The following is a 16,308-nucleotide window of genomic DNA, read 5'->3' as shown; positions in this document are numbered from 1 at the left end:
AGTTCGTCATACGAATTGCCGGGCACCTCGCTGTTACGCTGGCCGAATGGTGAAGCCTGATGACGGCCCGATCGGAATCGCGGCCGCGCTGGTGCGGTCCTCGTTCCTGGTGAACGCCGTGTACGCCGAGTCGGGCCGGGAGCACGGCCTGACCTCGCAGCAGGGCCAGTTGCTGTGCGTGCTGATGGCGCGGCCGTACGGCATGAGCGAGCTGGGGGCGACGCTGCGGCTGGCCAAGTCGAGCCTCACCGGCCTGGTCGACCGCACCGAGCGCAACGGCCTCGTCCGGCGCGAACCGGATCCGCATGACACGCGCGCGGTACGGGTGTCGCTCACCCCTCGGGGCGGCAAGCTCGCGGACGAGTTCTACACCGAGACCTGCCGGCGGATCGAGGAGCTGACCGGCGGTCTCAGCCAGGCCGACCGCGGCGCGCTCGCCGCCCTCCTCGGCCGCGTCGTGCTGGAGAACGAGGTCCCCGCGGTCTTCCTCGAACCGGGCGAAGGAGGAGCCTCCGGCGCCCATGGCGGCTGACGCGCGACACCGCACCCCTGGAGAGACTTGCGGTTCGTAGTACGAACTATTACGGTTCGTACTACGAACTTTGAGTTTCTTCTGTGGAGCCGCCCCCGATGTGCACGCCTGGTGACGCCTTCCCGGCCCTGACCGCGTGAGCATCGGTGAACGAAAGGCAGAACCTTGTCCGTGCATGATCTCGTCTTCGGTTTCGGTGCGCACAGCACCTTCGACGACGGCCCGGAGCTGCTGCGCACGGCCCGCCAGGCCGACCGCGACGGCCTGGACCTCTTCTCACTGTCGGACCACCCCTACATCGGCGAGCGCCTGGACGCCTACGCGACCATCGGGTTCGTCCTCGGGGGCACGCGGCGCCTCGCCGCCCTGGCCAACGTCACCAACCTGCCGACCAGGCCCGCGCCGATGCTCGCGCGGACGGTGGCGGCGCTGTCGGCCCTCTCGGACGGCCGCATCGTGCTCGGCATGGGCGCGGGCGGGCTGTGGGACCGGATCTCCGACATGGGCGTGCCGCGGCTGTCGCCGTCCGACGCCGTGGACGCCTTCGAGGAGGCGATCGTCCTGGTGAGGAAGCTGTCGGGCGGGGGCCCTCCGGTCACCCACCGGGGGCGGCACTACCGGGTGGAGCGGATCGAGCCGGCCCCGGTCGCGGCGCCTCCGGTGTGGACCGGCTCGGTCGGGAAGAAGTCCCTGGCCGCCACGGGGCGGGTGGCCGACGGGTGGATCCCCGGGCACGCGGCGGACTGGCTCAGCGAGCGCTACCGGACGTCGCGGCCGGTCGTCGACGAGGCGGCGGCCGCCGCCGGCCGCGCCCCCGGGGACATCCGCACGGTGTTCAACCTCCCCGGGCGCATCACCGACCGGCCGCTGCCGGCCACCCGCGACCGCGACGGCCGCTGGATCGGCGGTTCCGTCGGGCAGTGGGTCGAGGAGCTGACCGGCGCCGTGGTCGAGCACGGGGCGTCCGGCTTCACCCTCTTCTCGCCCGAGGGCGGCACCCAGGACATCACGTCGGTCGGCCGCTGGGCCGCGGAGATCGCCCCCGCGGTGCGGGAGGCGGTCGCGAAGGAACGCGGCTAGCGGCCGCCACGGGACCGCTCCGCTCAGCCGAGCCGTTTGAGGATGCGTCTGGCGGTGCTCTGGATGTGGACCTCGTCCGGACCGTCGTAGATGCGGGCCTCGCGGGCGTGGCGGTACATGCGGGAGAGCGGGGTGTCGTCGGTGAGGCCGGCGGCGCCGTGGACCTGGATGGCGCGGTCGATGACGTTGTGCAGCATGCGGGCACCGACGACCTTGATGGCGCCGATCTCGATGCGGGCCTGGTCGCCCGCGTCGATCCGCTCGGCGGCCTGGAGGGTGAGCATGCGGGCGGCCTGGATCTCGGTGTAGGAGTCGAAGACGTGCTGCTGCATCAGCTGCTTCGCCGAGAGCGGCTCCCCGAACGCGACGCGGGAGCCCAGGCGGGCGCACATCAGCTCGAAGGCGCGCTGGGCCTGGCCCAGCCAGCGCATGCAGTGGAAGATGCGGCCGGGGCCGAGGCGCTCCTGCGCGATGACGAAGCCGTGGCCGCGCGGGCCGAGGAGGTTGTCCGCCGGGACCCGGACGTCGTCGTAGGCGACCTCGTAGTGGCCGCCGTTCAGCCCGAGGACGGGCGTCTCCCGGACGATCTCGTAGCCGGGCGTGTCCGTCGGCACGATGATCATGCTGAACGAGCGGTGCGGGGGCGCGTCCTCGGGCTCGGTGCGGCACATGACGGTGGTGTAGGCGGCCTCGCCGGCGCCGGTGGTGAACCACTTGCGGCCGCTGATGACCCAGTGGTCCCCGTCCAGGACGGCCGTCGTCCGGAGCTGGGTGGGGTCGGAGCCGGCGTGGGCGGGCTCGGTCATCGCGAAGCTCGGCGAGACCTCGCCGGCGACCATGGGCGCGAGGTAGCGCTCGCGCCAGCGGGGGCTCGCGTACCTGTGCAGCATCAGCGAGTCCTGGAGGGTGAACGTACCGAGGGCGAGCTGCCCCCACTCGCTGCGCCCCTGCACCTCGTTGACGTAGACGTAGTCGAGGAACGGCATGCCGCCGCCGCCCAGTTCGGCGGGGTGGCCCAGGGCCCAGAGGCCTTCGTCCTTCGCCTCCTGGCGCAGTTTCAGGAGTTCGTCCCGGTCGCCCGCGTTGAGGGCGGGCTCGGCCGGTTCGACGCGTTCGGTCATGAAGGCGTGGACGGCGTCGCGGACGTCCCGGACGCGGTCGGGCACGGGGAACAGCATCAGCCCGCCCCGGTGAGGTCGGCGGAGATGTCGCGGTCGCCGTACCCCTCGGGCGCAGCGACCTCGACGACCGGTTCGGGGCGGTCGTCGAACTCCAGCCGCAAGGCCCGCGACATCGTCGCGTGCATGTCGTACATGCAGGTGATGTAGGTGAGCTGGAGGATCTCCTTCTCGGGGAGGTGCTCGCGCAGGACCTCGAAGACGCCGTCGGGGACGCGCCCGCCGTCGAGGACGAGGCAGTCGGCGTAGGCCAGCACGGCGCGTTCGAGGGGCGAGTAGCAGTCGGCCGTCTGCCAGTGCGGGATCGACTCGATCTTCTCCTCGGGCATGCCGAGGGCGCGCATCTGCTTGCAGTGCTGGGAGAAGACGAACTGGCTGCCGCGCGCCCACCCGGCCCGGCACTGGCCGAGCTCGCGCAGGACGGGGTCGAGGTCGGCGCCCCGGTACAGGGCGAAGCCGCGGACGGCGTGCCGGAACACGTCCGGGGACTGGGCGAACACCGTCCACCAGTCGCCGGGCGAGCCGGTCGCGGTGCCGTGGTCGACGGCCGGGTCGCGGTCGGGCGCGAAGAGGCGGTCGTAGAAGAAGAGGATCTGCTCGTCGGTGACTTCGGCGCGGGGGACCTCACGCAGTCGCGGCATGCCTGTCCTTCCCGGCGGTCCGGTCGGCGGCGGTCTTCGGTTCGTGGGAGACGTCGGACGCGTCGAACGTGCGCGTCCAGCAGGCGAACTCCAGCAGGATCCCGTCCGGGTCCTGGAAGTAGAACGACCGGACGAAGACGCCGTCGTGCACGTCGGCGGAGACGCCCAGCGGGCTGTCGTCGTGGTTGAGGACGGGGCTGACGGTCACGCCCTTGTCCCTGAGCCGCCGCCGGTACTCGTCGAACTTGTCGGTCGGGACGTGGAACGCGACGTGGTTCATCGATCCGACGGCGCTGAGCAGTTCGCCCTGCTCGGGCCGCCCCTTGGGGGCGGAGACGCCGGGGACGCCGTCCGGCGCGTCGGGGAACCAGAAGAACGCCACGCAGTCGCCGCCGCCGCAGTCGAAGAAGAAGTGCTGCCCCATCCCGCCCGGCAGGTCGATGGTCTTGATCAGCGGCATGCCGAGGACGCCGGAGTAGAAGTCGACCGTGCGTCGCATGTCCGACGACACCAGCGCCAGATGGTTGATGCCGCCCAGCTCGAACTCGGTGTTCATGGAACCTCCTTGCGGCGGGAGAGCGCCGCGGAAGCTGACTTGACAGTCATATCAACTTGCCTGATGCTCGGATACCGTTCCCGGGTTGTCAACCCCCCGGCGAGAGGAACCACGGCGATGACCAGCGGCGACGACCCCGGCGCCCGGCCGCTCACCGAGCGCGGCGCCCGGACCAGGGAGCGCCTGCTCGCCGCCGCCCGCGAGGTCTTCGAGGAGCGCGGCTTCCTGGAGACCCGGGTCGCGCACATCACCCGGCACGCGGGCGTCGCCTACGGCTCCTTCTACACCTACTTCCCCACCAAGGAGGCGGTGTTCCTGGAGGTCGCCGACCGGCTGTTCGAGGAGATGACCGACCACGCGCTCGTGCCGTCGGCGGGGCCGGGCCCCGCCGACCGGGTCCGCCGCGCCAACCGCGCCTACTACGAGGCCTACCTGCGCAACGCGCGGATGATGGCGATCATCGAGCAGGTCGCCACGTTCAACGAGGAGTTCCAGGAGCTGCGGCGCAAGCACCGGGCCTCCTCGGTCGGACGGTCCGCGCGGGTGATCGCGCGCTGGCAGCGGGAGGGGCTCGTCCCGTCCGACATCGACGCGGAGACGGCGGCGGGCGCGCTCGCCACGATGGTCGACCACTCCCTGTACCTGTGGATCGTCCAGGGCAGCGATCCGCGGGGCGCTGAACGCCTCCTGGAGACCCTGGACACCCTCAGCGTCCGCGCCCTCGGCCTGCCCGACTAGGAGAGCCATGGAACCGACCCGCGACCTCGCCGCCGCACTGGGGGACCGGCTCGGCGCGCGGATCACCGGGCTGCGCCGGCTCTCCGGCGGCGCCAGCCGGGAGACCTGGGCCTTCGACGCGGACGGCCGCCCGCTCATCCTGCGCCGTGACCCGCCCGGCTCCCTCGACCCCACCGCCCTCGGCCGCGAGGCCGGCCTGCTCGCCTCGGCCGCGCGGGCCGGCGTCCCGGTCCCCGGACTGGCCGACCACGGCGACGACCTGGACGGCGCCCCCTACATGGTCATGGAGCGGCTGTCCGGCGAGACGATCCCGCGGCGGCTGCTGCGCGACGAGCGCTTCGCGGGCGTCCGCCCCCGCCTCGCACGCGAGCTGGGCGGCATCCTGGCCCGGCTGCACACGATGGCGCCCGTTCCCGGGCTGCCCGACGACGACGCCCTCTCGGCGCTCACCGAGCACTACGCGGCGTTCGAGGCCCGCCCGGCGGTGGAGCTGGCGCTGCGCTGGCTGGAGGAGCACCGCCCGGCGCCCCGGGGCCGGACCGTCGTCCACGGCGACTTCCGCAACGGGAACCTGATGATCTCCCCCGGCGGCGTGACCGGCGTCCTGGACTGGGAGCTCACCCACCTCGGCGACCCGGCCGAGGACCTCGGCTGGCTCTGCGTGAAGGCGTGGCGGTTCGGCTCCCCGCACCCCGCCGGCGGTTTCGGCACGCGCGAGGACCTCCTCGCCGGCTACGCCGCGGCCGGGGGCACGCCGCCCACGCTCGAAGAACTCCACTGGTGGGAGGTCTACGGCACTCTCCGCTGGACGATCCTGTGCCGCCACCAGGCCGAGCGGTTCCTCAGCGGCTCCGACCCGTCGATCGAGTACGCCGTCCTCGGCCGGAAGGTCTGCGAGCAGGAGCACGACCTGCTGCTGGCGCTGGGGCTGACGGAGCCGGCGACCGTCCGGGATCCGTTGGAGAGCGCGGCCCCGCCGGACAACGCACCGCACGACCGGCCGGACGCCCACGCTCTCATCGACGCCGTGGGCGCGTTCCTCGTGCAGGCCGAACAGCCCGACGACCGGCTCCGCTTCCATGCCCGCGTCGCCGCGTCCGCCCTGCGCATGGCCCGCAGAGAACTCCTCCTGGGCGAGGCCCACAGGATCGCCCACCGGAACCGGCTGAAGCCTCTCGGGTGCGCGACCGACGCCGAACTCGCGGAGGCCATCCGGACGAGCGCTCTCGACGACCGGATGGACGAGGTCGTGGCCGCGGTGCGAGCCTCGGTGACCGACAGGCTCACGGTCGCGAACCCCCGCCACCTCTCCCTCCCCGGCGGCTGACGGCCCCTCCATTGCCCGCGGCCGGTTCGGGGCCGAAACGGCGGCGAGCCACCGGCCCGAGGGCCGGTGGCTCGCCATCAGGGCGACGCGGACCGTTCAGCAGTACTTCGAGGAACCCGTCCGACCCCACGAGCACTTGTCCGCCACCCGGCCATCGGGGTAAAGAAGGTACGCGGTGTCACCGGTGTTGTTCCACACGTACCACTTCCGGCCCCAGTAGCGGTGCGTCGCGCTGTTGGAGCCCCTGCCGGTGTGAAGGTAGACCGACTTGCGGCCCTTCAAGGTGAAGGACCCGAAGGTGTACGTGTATCCGGTCTTGTCGCGAACCTGGACCCCCTTCAAGCTCCTTGACGTCTTCGACGTGTTGAACAGCTGCACCCATTCGCCGTTCAGCGACGTGTTCGACCCTTTGTCGCTTCCGGGCGAGTCGTAGTACACCCGGTAGATCTGCACGGCGCTCGCGGCCTCCGCCGGCGGCGCCACCAGCACCCCGCCCGCCACCGCGACGGCGGCGGCCCCCGCAACGAGAAGCTTCCTCACCCCAGGGCATCCTTCCGATCGACGAATCCCTAGATGTACCGGTATTCACCGAACCGTGGGGGGTTCTGGCCATGTCCGGGCCGGACGCCAACCGCGGGCCGCGACCACGCGTCCCACTTGCCGCGTTGTCCCAGGTGGTCCGGGGAAACACGGGGGTTCTCAGGCCTCCTCGGGATCGCGGCCGACCGCGTGCCGGCCGCCGTCCACGGGCACCACGGCGCCGTTGACGAAGCTCGCCTCGTCCGAGAGCAGATAGGCGACGGCGGCGGCCACCTCCTCCGGCCGCCCCACCCGCCCGACCGGATGGAGCAGGCGCATCTCGTCCTCGATCCGCGCGGCCTCCGCGGGCTCCTGCCGCCGCAGGAGGCTCTCGTACCGCTCGGTGGTGATCGACCCGAGCGCGACGACGTTCGTCCGGACGCCGCGCGGCCCGTAGTCGACGGCCAGCGCGCGGCTCAGCCCCTCCACCGCCGCCTTCGCCGTGGCGTAGGGCAGCGAACCGCGCACCGGGCGCTGCGCCTGATGCGACGAGACGTTGACGATGGCGCCGCCCGTCCCCGCGGCCAGGAAGCGCCGGACGGCGGTCACGGACCCCACCACTGCCGGGTCGAAGTTCAGCGCCACGAGTCCGAGCAGCTCCCGCGGTGACGGATCGGCGGCGTCCCGGAACACCGCCGCGTTGTTGACCCAGCCGGCGAGCGTCCCCGCCTCCTGCGCCGCGTCGGCGGCCCGCTCCGCGACCTCCTCGTCCGCCGCGCTCCCCACGACCACCGTCACGTCCGCCCGGTCCCGCGCCCAGCCGGCCGCCTCCGCGTCGATCTCGACGACGACGACATGCCCGCCGTCGGCCGCGAGCCGCTCCACGATCGCCCGTCCGACCCCACGCCCACCGCCGGTCACCACGTAAGTCCGCTTCACGCCGCTCCTTCCCCTCGACCCCCTCCATGATCGCCCGGCCGGCGGGGCCCTGGGCGGCGGTGCGTCCTCTTCGGACGTTTCCGCTGATGCGGCCCGCGTCCCGCACTCTCCGCGATAGGTTCGCCACGTTCCGGAATGGATCGCGATGAACCGGAGGGGCCATGCATGCCCGGGACTCACTGGACCCGTCACGTTCGATGTGGCATCTCATCGCGGTCCATCTGCGCCGCTATCGCGAGGCGAACGGCATGTCGGGGCAGGCTCTCGGCGACGCCCTCGACTGCGACCGCTCGACCGTCTCCAGGTACGAGTCCGCGACGCTGCGCATCAAGCCGTCCCACGCCGAGGCCGTCGACCGCCTCTGGAACACCGGGGGGATCTTCACGAACCTGGTCGGCTTCGCGGGCCTGACGGACGAGGGCGACTGGCTCTTATCCCTCGCCGAGTTCGAGCGGCGCGCGTCCCGGATCCGCATGTGGGAGCCCACGGTGGTCCCCGGCCTCCTCCAGACTCCGGACTACACCCGGGCGGTGCTGACGGCCGGGCCGGCAAACGGTCTGGACGCCGACCTGGAGCGACGGAAGGCGCGCACGTCCGCCGTTCTCGACAGGGAGACGCCACCCCGGTTGACCGCGTTCCTGAGCTGGGCCGCCCTCGCGCAGCTGATCGGCTCGCGCGAGATCATGCGCGACCAGATCGCCCACCTGCTGGCTCTCGGGGAACTGCCGCACATCACCCTCCGCGTGGTCGAGAACCAGGCGGGAGCCCACCCGGGCCTCGACGGGCCGATCACCGTCTTCACGGTGGACGAGCGCGATCTCGCGTACGACGAGGCGTCGACGCGGGGACGGTTCCTGATGGATCCGCTCGCCGTCCAGGAAGTGATCGTGAAATACGACTCGATCAGCGACATCGCGGCGCCGGTCGGCCCTTCCCGGCTCCTTCTGGAAGCAGAACTGGAGCGCTGGGCGTGACCTTCCGGCGCAGGTCGAGCCGCCGCGGCAGACGTGGAACCGGCGACGCGCCTTGATGCGCCCTCCATCGATTCAACCGCCATGGCGATTCCGGTTCGGGCTCGCCGGGGGCCCGCGCCGGAGAGCCTTTTCGTGAACACCGGTCACGCCAAGCCAGGGCGGCATCGGACACCAGTTCGACCGCCGCGTTATCGCACGACTTCGGAAGCCATCGAGTACGCGCGAGCGGGGCCCAACCAGGCCGCCGCTAACGCCCTCGTTGAAGGTTTTTCACCGTCCGGGCATCCGGACAGGATGAAGTTTCACACTCGTGACCTGCGCGGACTCGCGCCGCCGTCCATAAAGGTCCCGCTGGCGGGACCTTTATGGGATGTGCCGTAAATCGCGCCGCGACAGTATCCAGGATCGAATGGAATAAGTCGAGTCATGGCGGGATCGGCGGGACCGGCCGGACCGTCCACCTGTGGCCGCCGGCCAGGGCAATTCGAAAGAGACTCTCATCTGCGATACGTGTTGAGATGAGGAAGGTTCCCGTCATCTCGTGGAAGGTGATCGCCGGTGGCGAACGTACTGGAAGAACGCGGCGGGCTGCGGTCGGTGGTGCATTTGCTCAACACGCGTCACCACCGCGCGGCCCTGAACATCTACGCATTCATCGTCATCGCCCACTGGGCCGAGCACATCGTCCAGGCCGTCCAGATCTGGGTGCTCGGCTGGCCGGTGCCCGAGGCGCGCGGCGTGCTGGGCGTGCCGTTCCCGTGGCTGGTCACCTCGGAGTGGATGCACTACGGCTACGCGCTGATCATGCTGATCGGACTCGTCCTGCTGCTGCCCGGGTTCACCGGACGGGCCCGCACCTGGTGGGGGATCTCCCTCGGCATCCAGGTCTGGCACCACTTCGAGCACCTGCTGCTGCTGGTTCAGGCGATGTCCGACTCCTACATCGCCGGACGTCCCGCGCCCACGAGCATCATCCAGCTCCTGGTGCCCCGCGTGGAGCTGCACCTGTTCTACAACACGCTCGTCACCATCCCCATGGTGGTGGCGATGTACCTGCACCGCAGGCCGAACGCGTCCGAGCGCGAAGCCATGCGCTGCTCGTGCGCCGCACCGCTCCAGCGCAGGCCCGTCCCCGAAGCGGCGTGACGGCCGGTGACCCTCGAAGAGTCGCGGACCGCGCCGGCCCGGCGCACGCGGGGGGTCACGCCGTTCGGCGTGCTCATGGCGGTGTTCGGCCTGCTCCTGGTCTTCCTGGTGATCCCCAACGCCGGGCCCGTGCTGCGCGCGTCGCAGGCGGGCCAGGGCACGCCCGGCGTCTTCACCGCGCGCGAGCGGAGCTGCATCCGGCACCCCGGCCATGAGGCGTGCACGCTGCGCGGGGCCTTCCGCTCCGACGACGGCTCGGTGGAACGTCCCACCGTGGCCCTGTACGGCAGCGGCAAGGGCCTGCGCGAGGGGGGCACCGCCCGCGCCCGGGACGTCGGCCGCTCGGGGACGGTGTACCTGCGGGACGCGTCCCACGAGTGGATCATGAATGTGCTGCTGCTGGTGGCCGGCGGTCTGCTGATCTTCGTGGGCCTGCGCCGGCTGCCGGCGCGCCGCGGGCAGCGGTCCGGGTCAGGCGAGTCCGGATCAGGCGGCGGGTGAGGCCTCGCAGAGTTCGACGATCCGCTCGCAGGCCTCGGTGATGTCGGTGACCGGGAGGCAGCCGGTCTCCCCGGCGCCGGTGCGCCATCGGAACCGGGCCTCCTCGCACCAGACGGTCAGGCCGCGGCCGTCGCTGAGGGCGGCCCGGTCCGCGCCCTCCGCGGGCTGGAAGTGGCCGAGGCCCCGCTGGACCAGCAGGGTCCGGAGGTCCTTGGTGGCGTAGGGGCCCTCGACCCTCCACACGTCGCGGCGGCGGACGGTGCGCGGGAGCGGCAGGGCGAACCAGGTCGCCTTGCCGCGGGCCGCCGGCGTCCGCAGCCGCGACCGGGACGGGTGGTGTCCCCACCGGCCCTGCGTCAGGAGCTCGACGATCTTCAGGCCGCGGCCGTGGTCGGACCGGTGGGGGGCGGTGCCGGAGGCCGGCCAGTCCCGGTGGGTGTCGAACGCCTTGACGACCAGCTCGTCGCGGCCCTGGCCGTCGCCGCGCTGGTAGACCCAGAGTTCGGCGGCCGAGGCGCCTTCGTGCGGCATGGCGTGCTGCAGGACGTTCGTGGCGAGCTCGCTGACCATGAGCTTGATGTCGTGGACGTCCTGGACGGACAGGCCGAGCGCCGGGAGGAGGGCCGTGACGTGGGAACGGGCGACGCGGGCGATGGAGTCGTCGGCGGGCAGGGGCAGTGCCGCGCAGCCGCCGTCCTCCAGTCTCCAGGGGATCTCGCACATCGTCGCGGTCTTCGTCATGGCGCCCACCTCGGGATAGCGGAGACATTCGCATTTCAGACAATCGCGACATGAGTCTTTTGCTTCGCGAGTCGCTATGTGTGAATCACAGATCTAGCCTTGCACATCTTCGGCCGCCGGGCCCGCATCATGGCAAGAAAGTTGCATCTGAGAGTGAGACGTTCACTCATGCACCCAAATGCCCTCATAACACCCTTCGGCGCCGCGTCCCCCGCGTGTACCGGCGGTACCGGGACGGCCCGCCCCGCGCGCTGTAGCGTGGTCGGCGCCTGAGAGAGGGCCGCGCACAAAGAGAGATCCCCCGGGGGTGCAGCCCTGGGGGATCTCGTGTGCGGCCCGGCCTCAGCGGTCGTAACGGCCCGCCCGCACGTCGTCGAGGAAGGCGGCGAGCACGGACCGGGAGACGACGTGCACCCCGGCCTCCGGTGTCCTGCTGTCGCGCAGCGCCGCGGCCGTGTCGAGATCGGCGACCTCGACACAGCCCCCGTTGCTGCTGGCGCTGGCGGTCGCCTTGACCCACCGTGCCTGAGAGAGGTCCATGTCGGTGCTACTCCAGGGTTGAGATCACTTTCCTCAGATGCTCCGCGGTGTCGGCGGGACCGAGCGCCGCCTGGCGGATCTGCTCGAAGATCTCGTCATAGGCCTCCACGTCGTCGGGGGTGCCGATCTCCTGGACGTCCGCGTCGTTCTCGAGGAAGACCATGGGCGGCTCGCCGCCGGGGAACCGGAAGACGTTGACCAGCGTGGACATGCCCGGGTGCATCCCGTCGGCGAGGCGCAGCAGCCTCAGTTCCACGTTCGGGCGCTCGGACACGGCGAGCAGGTGGGCGAACTGGGTGCGCCGGTCGCCCGGGTCCCCCCACTCGTACAGCAGGGACGCCTCGGTGATGACCGCGGTCAGCTCCGGCGCCGTCCCGTCGCCGCGGTCGAGGATCTGCTGCCGGCGCAGCCGCGCCCGCATCGCGCGCTCCCGCCACTCCGGCGTCCTCGTCCCGACCGACAGCAGGGCCTGCATGTACGGCAGGGTCTGCAGGAGCCCGGGCAGGACCAGCGGCATGACCACCCGGATGCTCGACGCGTCGCTCTCGAAGCCCGGGAACTCGTTGCCGAACACCTCGGGGTAGTCACGCCACCAGGCCCGCTGCCGGGCGCGGCCCGCCAGTTCCTCCAGCTCGTCGAGATCGCTGCCCTCGTAGATGCGGGCGAGGTCGCGGATGTCGCTGAGCTCGGGCCGAACCCAGTTGTTGGCCTCGAACCGGCCGACCTTTCCCCGTCCCCAGTTCAGCCGGTCGCAGACCTGGTTGGCCGTGTATCCGGCCTCGACGCGCAGCTCCTTCAAGCGGCGTGCCAGCCCCCGCTTGGCGATGGTGGCCCCGTAAGCGTCGCTCACCGGCGCCACCTCCCTCGACCTACGGCCGGCATCAGCATACGCCTTCCGAATTTGTGAATCACAGATCTGGCCGGTTCAGGAAACGGCGTGGTCGAACTCCCCTTTCCTTACCCCGTCGAGGAAGCAGGCCCATTCGTGCTCGTCGAACACCGAGATCAGTTCCCCGGACGTGCGCAGCAGCGTCCACTCGCCGGCGAAGGCGACCTCGATGCCGCCCTCTTCGGTCTGCGAGCGCCGCCACTCCAGGTCGCCCGGGTCGACGCCCAGCTCCTCGACGGACGGCTTCCTCATCCTGCCCTCCTCGCCACCGCGCAGTACGCCCACCGCGAGCCGTCGCTGTCGGCCGCGTCGGGGTCCTCAGCACCCCATTCACCGATATAGCAGACCTTCGCCGCCGCCCCCTCCCACGGCGGGACGATCTCCATACCGGTGAAGAAGCGCTCGACCTCCGCACGCGACCGCAGGTGGACGCTCGCGGTGGACCGGGCGTACACGTCCCTGACCGTGCCGACGGCCCGGTCGGCCTGCCGGTCGCCGGTGCCGGCGGACAGCACCAGGTAGCTGCCGGGCGCGAGCCGGTCCATGTACCGCCGGACGAGGCCCCACGGGTCGTCCTCGTCGGGGATGAAGTGGACCAACGCCACGACCAACAGCGCGACGGGCCTGGTCAGGTCGATCATCCTGCCGGCGGCCTCGTTCCCGAGCACCCCGTCGGGGTCGCGGAAGTCGGCCGTGACGAACGCCGTCCCGGTGGAACCCGCCAGCAGCCTCTCGGCTTGGGCCCGCACCATCGGGTCGTTGTCGACGTACAGGACGCGCGCGTCGGGAGCGACCGCCTGGGCCGCCTCGTGGGTGTTGTTCATCGTCGGCAGGCCCGCGCCCACGTCGACGAACTGCCGGACGCCGCGCTCGGCCAGCCATCGCACCGAGCGCTGCAGGAAGCCGCGGTTCGCCCACGCCGCGTCCCCGGCCTCCGGCATGTTCGCCAGGACCTTCTCCGCCGCCTCGCGGTCGACCTCGAAGTTGTCGGTGCCGCCCAGGTAATAGTCGTACATCCGGGCTGGGGTCGGAACCGTGGTATCGACTCCGGGCGGAGCCTGCTCGGTGTCGCTCACGCATCGCTCCTTGCCGCAACTTGTGATGCACGAATTATGAAGCAAGGGTCGTCCTTCCCGGGCCGCTTCCGCAAGGGTTCCCTGACTCCTCTCGCCGTCCCCCCGCGGGGTTCGCCCTTCCTTTGAGGGGCATGACCGGCCCAAAGGGGGAAAGGCATGAAGACCGAATCGGATCTCGCACTACGCCAACTCTCGCTGCAGTTCATCGGCAACGCCACGATGCTCCTGCGCTGCGGACCGTTCACCCTGCTGACCGACCCCAACTTCCTGCATCGCGGACAGCGGGCCTACCTCGGGTTCGGGCTGTCCACCCGGCGGCTCACCGACCCCGCGCTCCAGGCCGGCGACCTCCCGCGCCTCGACGCCGTCGTCCTGTCCCACCTGCACGGCGACCACTGGGACCGGGTCGCCCGCGCGAAGCTCGACCGGGGGCTGCCCATCGTCACCACGCCTCACGCGGCCCGGCGCCTCCAGGGATGGCACCGCTTCCGCCACGCGGTCGGTCTGCGCACCTGGGAGGCGCACACCCTCGTCAAGGACGGCGCGCTGCTGCGCATCACGTCCATGCCGGGCCGGCACGCCCCCGGCCCCGCCCAGTGGCTGCTGCCGCCGGTCATGGGGAGCCTCCTGGAGTTCGGCCCTGCGGACGGCGACGTGCGGTTCCGCCTCTACATCACCGGCGACACCCTGATGTTCGACGGCATCCAGCAGATCGCCCGGCGCACCTCCGACATCGATCTGGCCGTGCTCCACCTGGGCGGCACCACGCTGCCCGGCGGGCTCGTGGTCACCATGGACGGCGCCCAGGGCGCGGACCTCGTCGAGACGATCCGCCCGGCGTCCGCGGTGCCCGTCCACTACAACGACTACACCGTCATGAAGTCGCCCCTGGACGACTTCCGGCGCGAGCTGGAGCGTCGTGGACTCGGCGACCGGGCCACCTACGTCGGGCCCGGGGAGACCCACGCCTTCCGTCGCCCGTGAGCCCGACTCATCTGCTGTGAGCTGGGTAAACACCTCAGAGAACCTATGGTTGGACAGGACATGTTCGAGATCGAGGACATCCGTCAATGGCGCGGGCGGAACGTGATCGACCCGTCCGGGAGCAAGATCGGGCCGCTGGAGGCCGTCTACGTCGACACGCTCACCGACCAGCCCTCGTTCGCCACGGTCCGGATCGGCCTGCCGACCCGGCAGCGCCTGGTGTTCGTGCCGCTGGCCGGATGCACGCTGGGCCCGGACCACCTCCGCGTCGCGTACGACAAGAAGCAGGTCAAGGGCGCTCCAGGGATCGACACCAACGGCGAGCTGTTCGCCGACGCCGAACCCGAGGTCTTCGCCTACTACAAGCTGCCCTACAGGGCCGCGCCGGAGGAGCGGCTCCTCGCCCGCCGCTGACGCCGCCCCGGGCCGCTAGCGTCCGTCGAGGAGGGGGCGGCGCGGGTCCCACCGCGTCCCGTCGCGCCGGTCGCGGCGGCGCCGCGCGATGCCCGACAGCGCCTCCAGCACGACGCGGTTGGCCAGGGCCGAGGTGATGTAGGCGTTGTCGTAGGGCGGGGAGACCTCCACGACGTCGACCCCGACGACCGGCAGCTCGTAGGTGACGCGCCGGACCGCGTCCAGGAGCTCGCGCCCGGTCAGCCCGCCGGGCTCGGGCGTGCCGGTGCCGGGAGCGTGGCCCGGGTCGCACACGTCGATGTCGACCGACAGGAACACCCCGTCGCACTCGTCGGTGGCGATCTCGAACGCCTCCGTCAGGCACTCGTCCAGGCCGCGGGCGACGATCTCGGACATCTCGTAGGAGCGCATGCCCTGCGCGGCCATCCACTCCAGCGTCTCGGGGCCCGGCCAGTACCCGCGCAGGCCGAGCTGCAGGAACCGGTCGCCGCGCACCGACCCGGACTCGATCAGCCGCCGCATCGGCTGCCCGTGCCCGACCAGCGAGCCGAGGTTCACGTCGCCCGTGTCGGCGTGCGCGTCGAAGTGGACCATCGAGACCCGTCCGGCGCCGAGGTGGTCGGCCACTCCGGCGGCGTCGGGCCACGCGATCGTGTGGTCGCCGCCGAGGACGAGCGGGATCGTCCCGGTACGGGCGATCGCGTACACCGCCTCCTGGAGTGATCGGACGGAACGCTCGGCGTCCCCGGAGTACATCTCGACATCGCCGGCGTCGTAGACGGTGAGGTCGCCCCGGAGCCCGTCCACCCGCAGGGCCAGGGACGGACGCGAGCCGTCGTGGGGCAGGTAGCAGGACTGCCGGATGTACTGCGGTCCGAAGCGGGTCCCCGGCCGGTGGGACGTGCCGCCGTCGAACGGCGCCCCGAGGATGACCACGTCGGCGTCCTCGTACGTGGACGGGTCGGACCAGGTGCAGCGCGGCACCCCGAGGAACGTGATGTCAGGACCGAACTGCGAACCGTACCTTCCGGGCATTCGCCACCTCCACCGTCTCCCTTCCCCCACCGGGCCCGTCCGATGTGCGGACGGCCCCGTCCCGGACGGATCCCGGGACGGGGCCGCGACGGCGGGCGTCAGCCGCCGACGCCGGAGCCCTCCGCGGCCGCGACGATCGCCGTCGCGTCCTCGGGCAGCAGGTGGCCGGCGTTCACCGACGCCTGCGCGGCCGCCCGGACCTTGCCCACGTAGTCGGCGTGCGTCGGGTACAGCACGCTGAGCACGGGCTCCGCCGTCAGCGGAAGGGACGGGTCGGACGGGTCGCCCGCGTCATGCCGGTCCCAGGGGTCGGCGCCGCCGTTCCACGGGTCCCGGGCGCCGTACAGGCCACAGAAGACGCCGCTGCCCGCGGTGTCGCGCATTCCGGTGAGCGTCCGGGTCGGCACCGCGACGTCCGGCAGCCGGACTCCCCCATACCCCTAACACCCAAAAAGCCCCCACCCCAAGCCCCACCACTGGCGGCCCCCCTCTGCACGC

Annotated in this window: 21 protein-coding genes; 9 read left to right on the top strand and 12 right to left on the bottom strand. The window is 71.6% G+C overall.

All coding sequences use genetic code 11. The annotated features are described in order from the left end of the window. Positions 1-46: 46 nt before the first annotated feature. Positions 47-532, top strand: a complete 486-nt coding sequence (locus tag ABWI04_RS23570; RefSeq protein WP_353833795.1) for a MarR family winged helix-turn-helix transcriptional regulator — start codon at positions 47-49, stop codon at positions 530-532. A 171-nt stretch (positions 533-703) separates the two neighbouring features. Then, positions 704-1,612, top strand: coding sequence for an LLM class flavin-dependent oxidoreductase (locus ABWI04_RS23565; protein ID WP_353833794.1), 909 nt, complete (start codon positions 704-706; stop codon positions 1,610-1,612). Positions 1,613-1,635: 23 nt separating this feature from the next. On the opposite strand, the gene ABWI04_RS23560 is transcribed toward ABWI04_RS23565, so the two are convergent. The 3 genes from ABWI04_RS23560 to ABWI04_RS23550 are packed head-to-tail and all read right to left on the bottom strand — an operon-like array spanning position 1,636 to position 3,987. Beyond that, positions 1,636-2,790, bottom strand: a complete 1,155-nt coding sequence (locus ABWI04_RS23560; protein WP_353833793.1) for an acyl-CoA dehydrogenase family protein — start codon at positions 2,788-2,790, stop codon at positions 1,636-1,638. Then, a complete protein-coding gene (locus ABWI04_RS23555; RefSeq protein WP_353833792.1) occupies positions 2,790-3,431 on the bottom strand; it encodes a carboxymuconolactone decarboxylase family protein in 642 nt (213 codons plus the stop codon). Before ABWI04_RS23555 ends, ABWI04_RS23560 begins: the two co-directional genes overlap by 1 nt. Then, positions 3,415-3,987, bottom strand: a complete 573-nt coding sequence (locus ABWI04_RS23550; RefSeq protein WP_345171198.1) for a VOC family protein — start codon at positions 3,985-3,987, stop codon at positions 3,415-3,417. The genes ABWI04_RS23555 and ABWI04_RS23550 overlap by 17 nt, the downstream gene beginning before the upstream one ends. A 117-nt stretch (positions 3,988-4,104) precedes the next feature. Between ABWI04_RS23550 and ABWI04_RS23545 the strand changes: the two genes are divergently transcribed. Both ABWI04_RS23545 and ABWI04_RS23540 read left to right on the top strand, forming a co-directional pair. Then, positions 4,105-4,725, top strand: a complete 621-nt coding sequence (locus tag ABWI04_RS23545; RefSeq protein ID WP_345171200.1) for a TetR/AcrR family transcriptional regulator — start codon at positions 4,105-4,107, stop codon at positions 4,723-4,725. A gap of 7 nt (positions 4,726-4,732) precedes the next feature. Then, positions 4,733-6,052 carry a phosphotransferase family protein gene (locus ABWI04_RS23540; protein ID WP_353833791.1) on the top strand — a complete coding sequence of 440 codons (1,320 nt, stop codon included), beginning with the start codon at positions 4,733-4,735 and terminating at the stop codon, positions 6,050-6,052. A gap of 96 nt (positions 6,053-6,148) precedes the next feature. Here ABWI04_RS23540 and ABWI04_RS23535 read toward each other — a convergent pair whose 3' ends face one another. Further along, complete coding sequence (locus tag ABWI04_RS23535; protein ID WP_353833790.1) at positions 6,149-6,592, bottom strand: lamin tail domain-containing protein; 444 nt, start codon at positions 6,590-6,592, stop codon at positions 6,149-6,151. A gap of 159 nt (positions 6,593-6,751) precedes the next feature. After that, entirely contained in the window at positions 6,752-7,510 is a 759-nt protein-coding gene (locus ABWI04_RS23530) for an SDR family NAD(P)-dependent oxidoreductase (RefSeq protein WP_353833789.1), read from the bottom strand. A 161-nt stretch (positions 7,511-7,671) separates the two neighbouring features. On the opposite strand from ABWI04_RS23530, the gene ABWI04_RS23525 reads away from it, so the two are divergent. The 3 genes from ABWI04_RS23525 to ABWI04_RS23515 all read left to right on the top strand — a co-directional run bounded on the left by ABWI04_RS23525 (position 7,672) and on the right by ABWI04_RS23515 (position 10,131). Beyond that, a complete protein-coding gene (locus ABWI04_RS23525) occupies positions 7,672-8,484 on the top strand; it encodes a helix-turn-helix domain-containing protein (protein WP_353833788.1) in 813 nt (270 codons plus the stop codon). A gap of 558 nt (positions 8,485-9,042) precedes the next feature. Continuing rightward, positions 9,043-9,630 (top strand): hypothetical protein, encoded by a 588-nt coding sequence (locus ABWI04_RS23520; RefSeq protein WP_353833787.1) that lies wholly within the window; start codon positions 9,043-9,045, stop codon positions 9,628-9,630. 6 nt (positions 9,631-9,636) lie between these two features. Further along, the gene (locus ABWI04_RS23515) at positions 9,637-10,131 is read left to right on the top strand and encodes a hypothetical protein (RefSeq protein WP_353833786.1); all 495 of its coding nucleotides are present in this window, start codon (positions 9,637-9,639) and stop codon (positions 10,129-10,131) included. On the opposite strand, the gene ABWI04_RS23510 is transcribed toward ABWI04_RS23515, so the two are convergent. The 5 genes from ABWI04_RS23510 to ABWI04_RS23490 all read right to left on the bottom strand — a co-directional run bounded on the left by ABWI04_RS23510 (position 10,117) and on the right by ABWI04_RS23490 (position 13,377). Then, positions 10,117-10,872, bottom strand: coding sequence for an ATP-binding protein (locus ABWI04_RS23510; protein ID WP_353833785.1), 756 nt, complete (start codon positions 10,870-10,872; stop codon positions 10,117-10,119). The two genes, ABWI04_RS23515 and ABWI04_RS23510, sit on opposite strands and share 15 nt — an antisense overlap. Positions 10,873-11,214: 342 nt before the next feature. Next, on the bottom strand, positions 11,215-11,412 hold the full coding sequence (locus ABWI04_RS23505; protein WP_353833784.1) for a DUF397 domain-containing protein: 198 nt from the start codon (positions 11,410-11,412) through the stop codon (positions 11,215-11,217). Positions 11,413-11,419: 7 nt separating this feature from the next. Next, entirely contained in the window at positions 11,420-12,262 is an 843-nt protein-coding gene (locus ABWI04_RS23500) for a helix-turn-helix domain-containing protein (protein ID WP_345171218.1), read from the bottom strand. A 75-nt stretch (positions 12,263-12,337) separates the two neighbouring features. After that, a complete protein-coding gene (locus ABWI04_RS23495) occupies positions 12,338-12,553 on the bottom strand; it encodes a hypothetical protein (protein WP_353833783.1) in 216 nt (71 codons plus the stop codon). Further along, on the bottom strand, positions 12,550-13,377 hold the full coding sequence (locus ABWI04_RS23490; RefSeq protein WP_345171222.1) for an SAM-dependent methyltransferase: 828 nt from the start codon (positions 13,375-13,377) through the stop codon (positions 12,550-12,552). The genes ABWI04_RS23495 and ABWI04_RS23490 overlap by 4 nt, the downstream gene beginning before the upstream one ends. 156 nt (positions 13,378-13,533) lie before the next feature. Between ABWI04_RS23490 and ABWI04_RS23485 the strand changes: the two genes are divergently transcribed. After that, positions 13,534-14,361 carry an MBL fold metallo-hydrolase gene (locus ABWI04_RS23485; RefSeq protein WP_345171224.1) on the top strand — a complete coding sequence of 276 codons (828 nt, stop codon included), beginning with the start codon at positions 13,534-13,536 and terminating at the stop codon, positions 14,359-14,361. A 60-nt stretch (positions 14,362-14,421) separates the two neighbouring features. Next, entirely contained in the window at positions 14,422-14,775 is a 354-nt protein-coding gene (locus tag ABWI04_RS23480) for a PRC-barrel domain-containing protein (protein ID WP_345171226.1), read from the top strand. Positions 14,776-14,790: 15 nt separating this feature from the next. On the opposite strand, the gene speB is transcribed toward ABWI04_RS23480, so the two are convergent. After that, complete coding sequence (gene speB / locus ABWI04_RS23475) at positions 14,791-15,810, bottom strand: agmatinase (protein WP_353833782.1); 1,020 nt, start codon at positions 15,808-15,810, stop codon at positions 14,791-14,793. Between the two features lie 98 nt (positions 15,811-15,908). After that, entirely contained in the window at positions 15,909-16,232 is a 324-nt protein-coding gene (locus ABWI04_RS23470; RefSeq protein ID WP_353833812.1) for an alpha/beta hydrolase domain-containing protein, read from the bottom strand. Positions 16,233-16,308 lie beyond the last annotated feature (76 nt).

Source organism: Actinomadura sp. NPDC000929 (assembly GCF_040492065.1).
Taxonomy (GTDB): Bacteria; Actinomycetota; Actinomycetes; order Streptosporangiales; family Streptosporangiaceae; genus Spirillospora; species Spirillospora verrucosospora.
The sequence above is the reverse complement of the archived record's forward strand: the minus strand, read 5'-3'. Positions and strand labels throughout refer to the sequence as shown.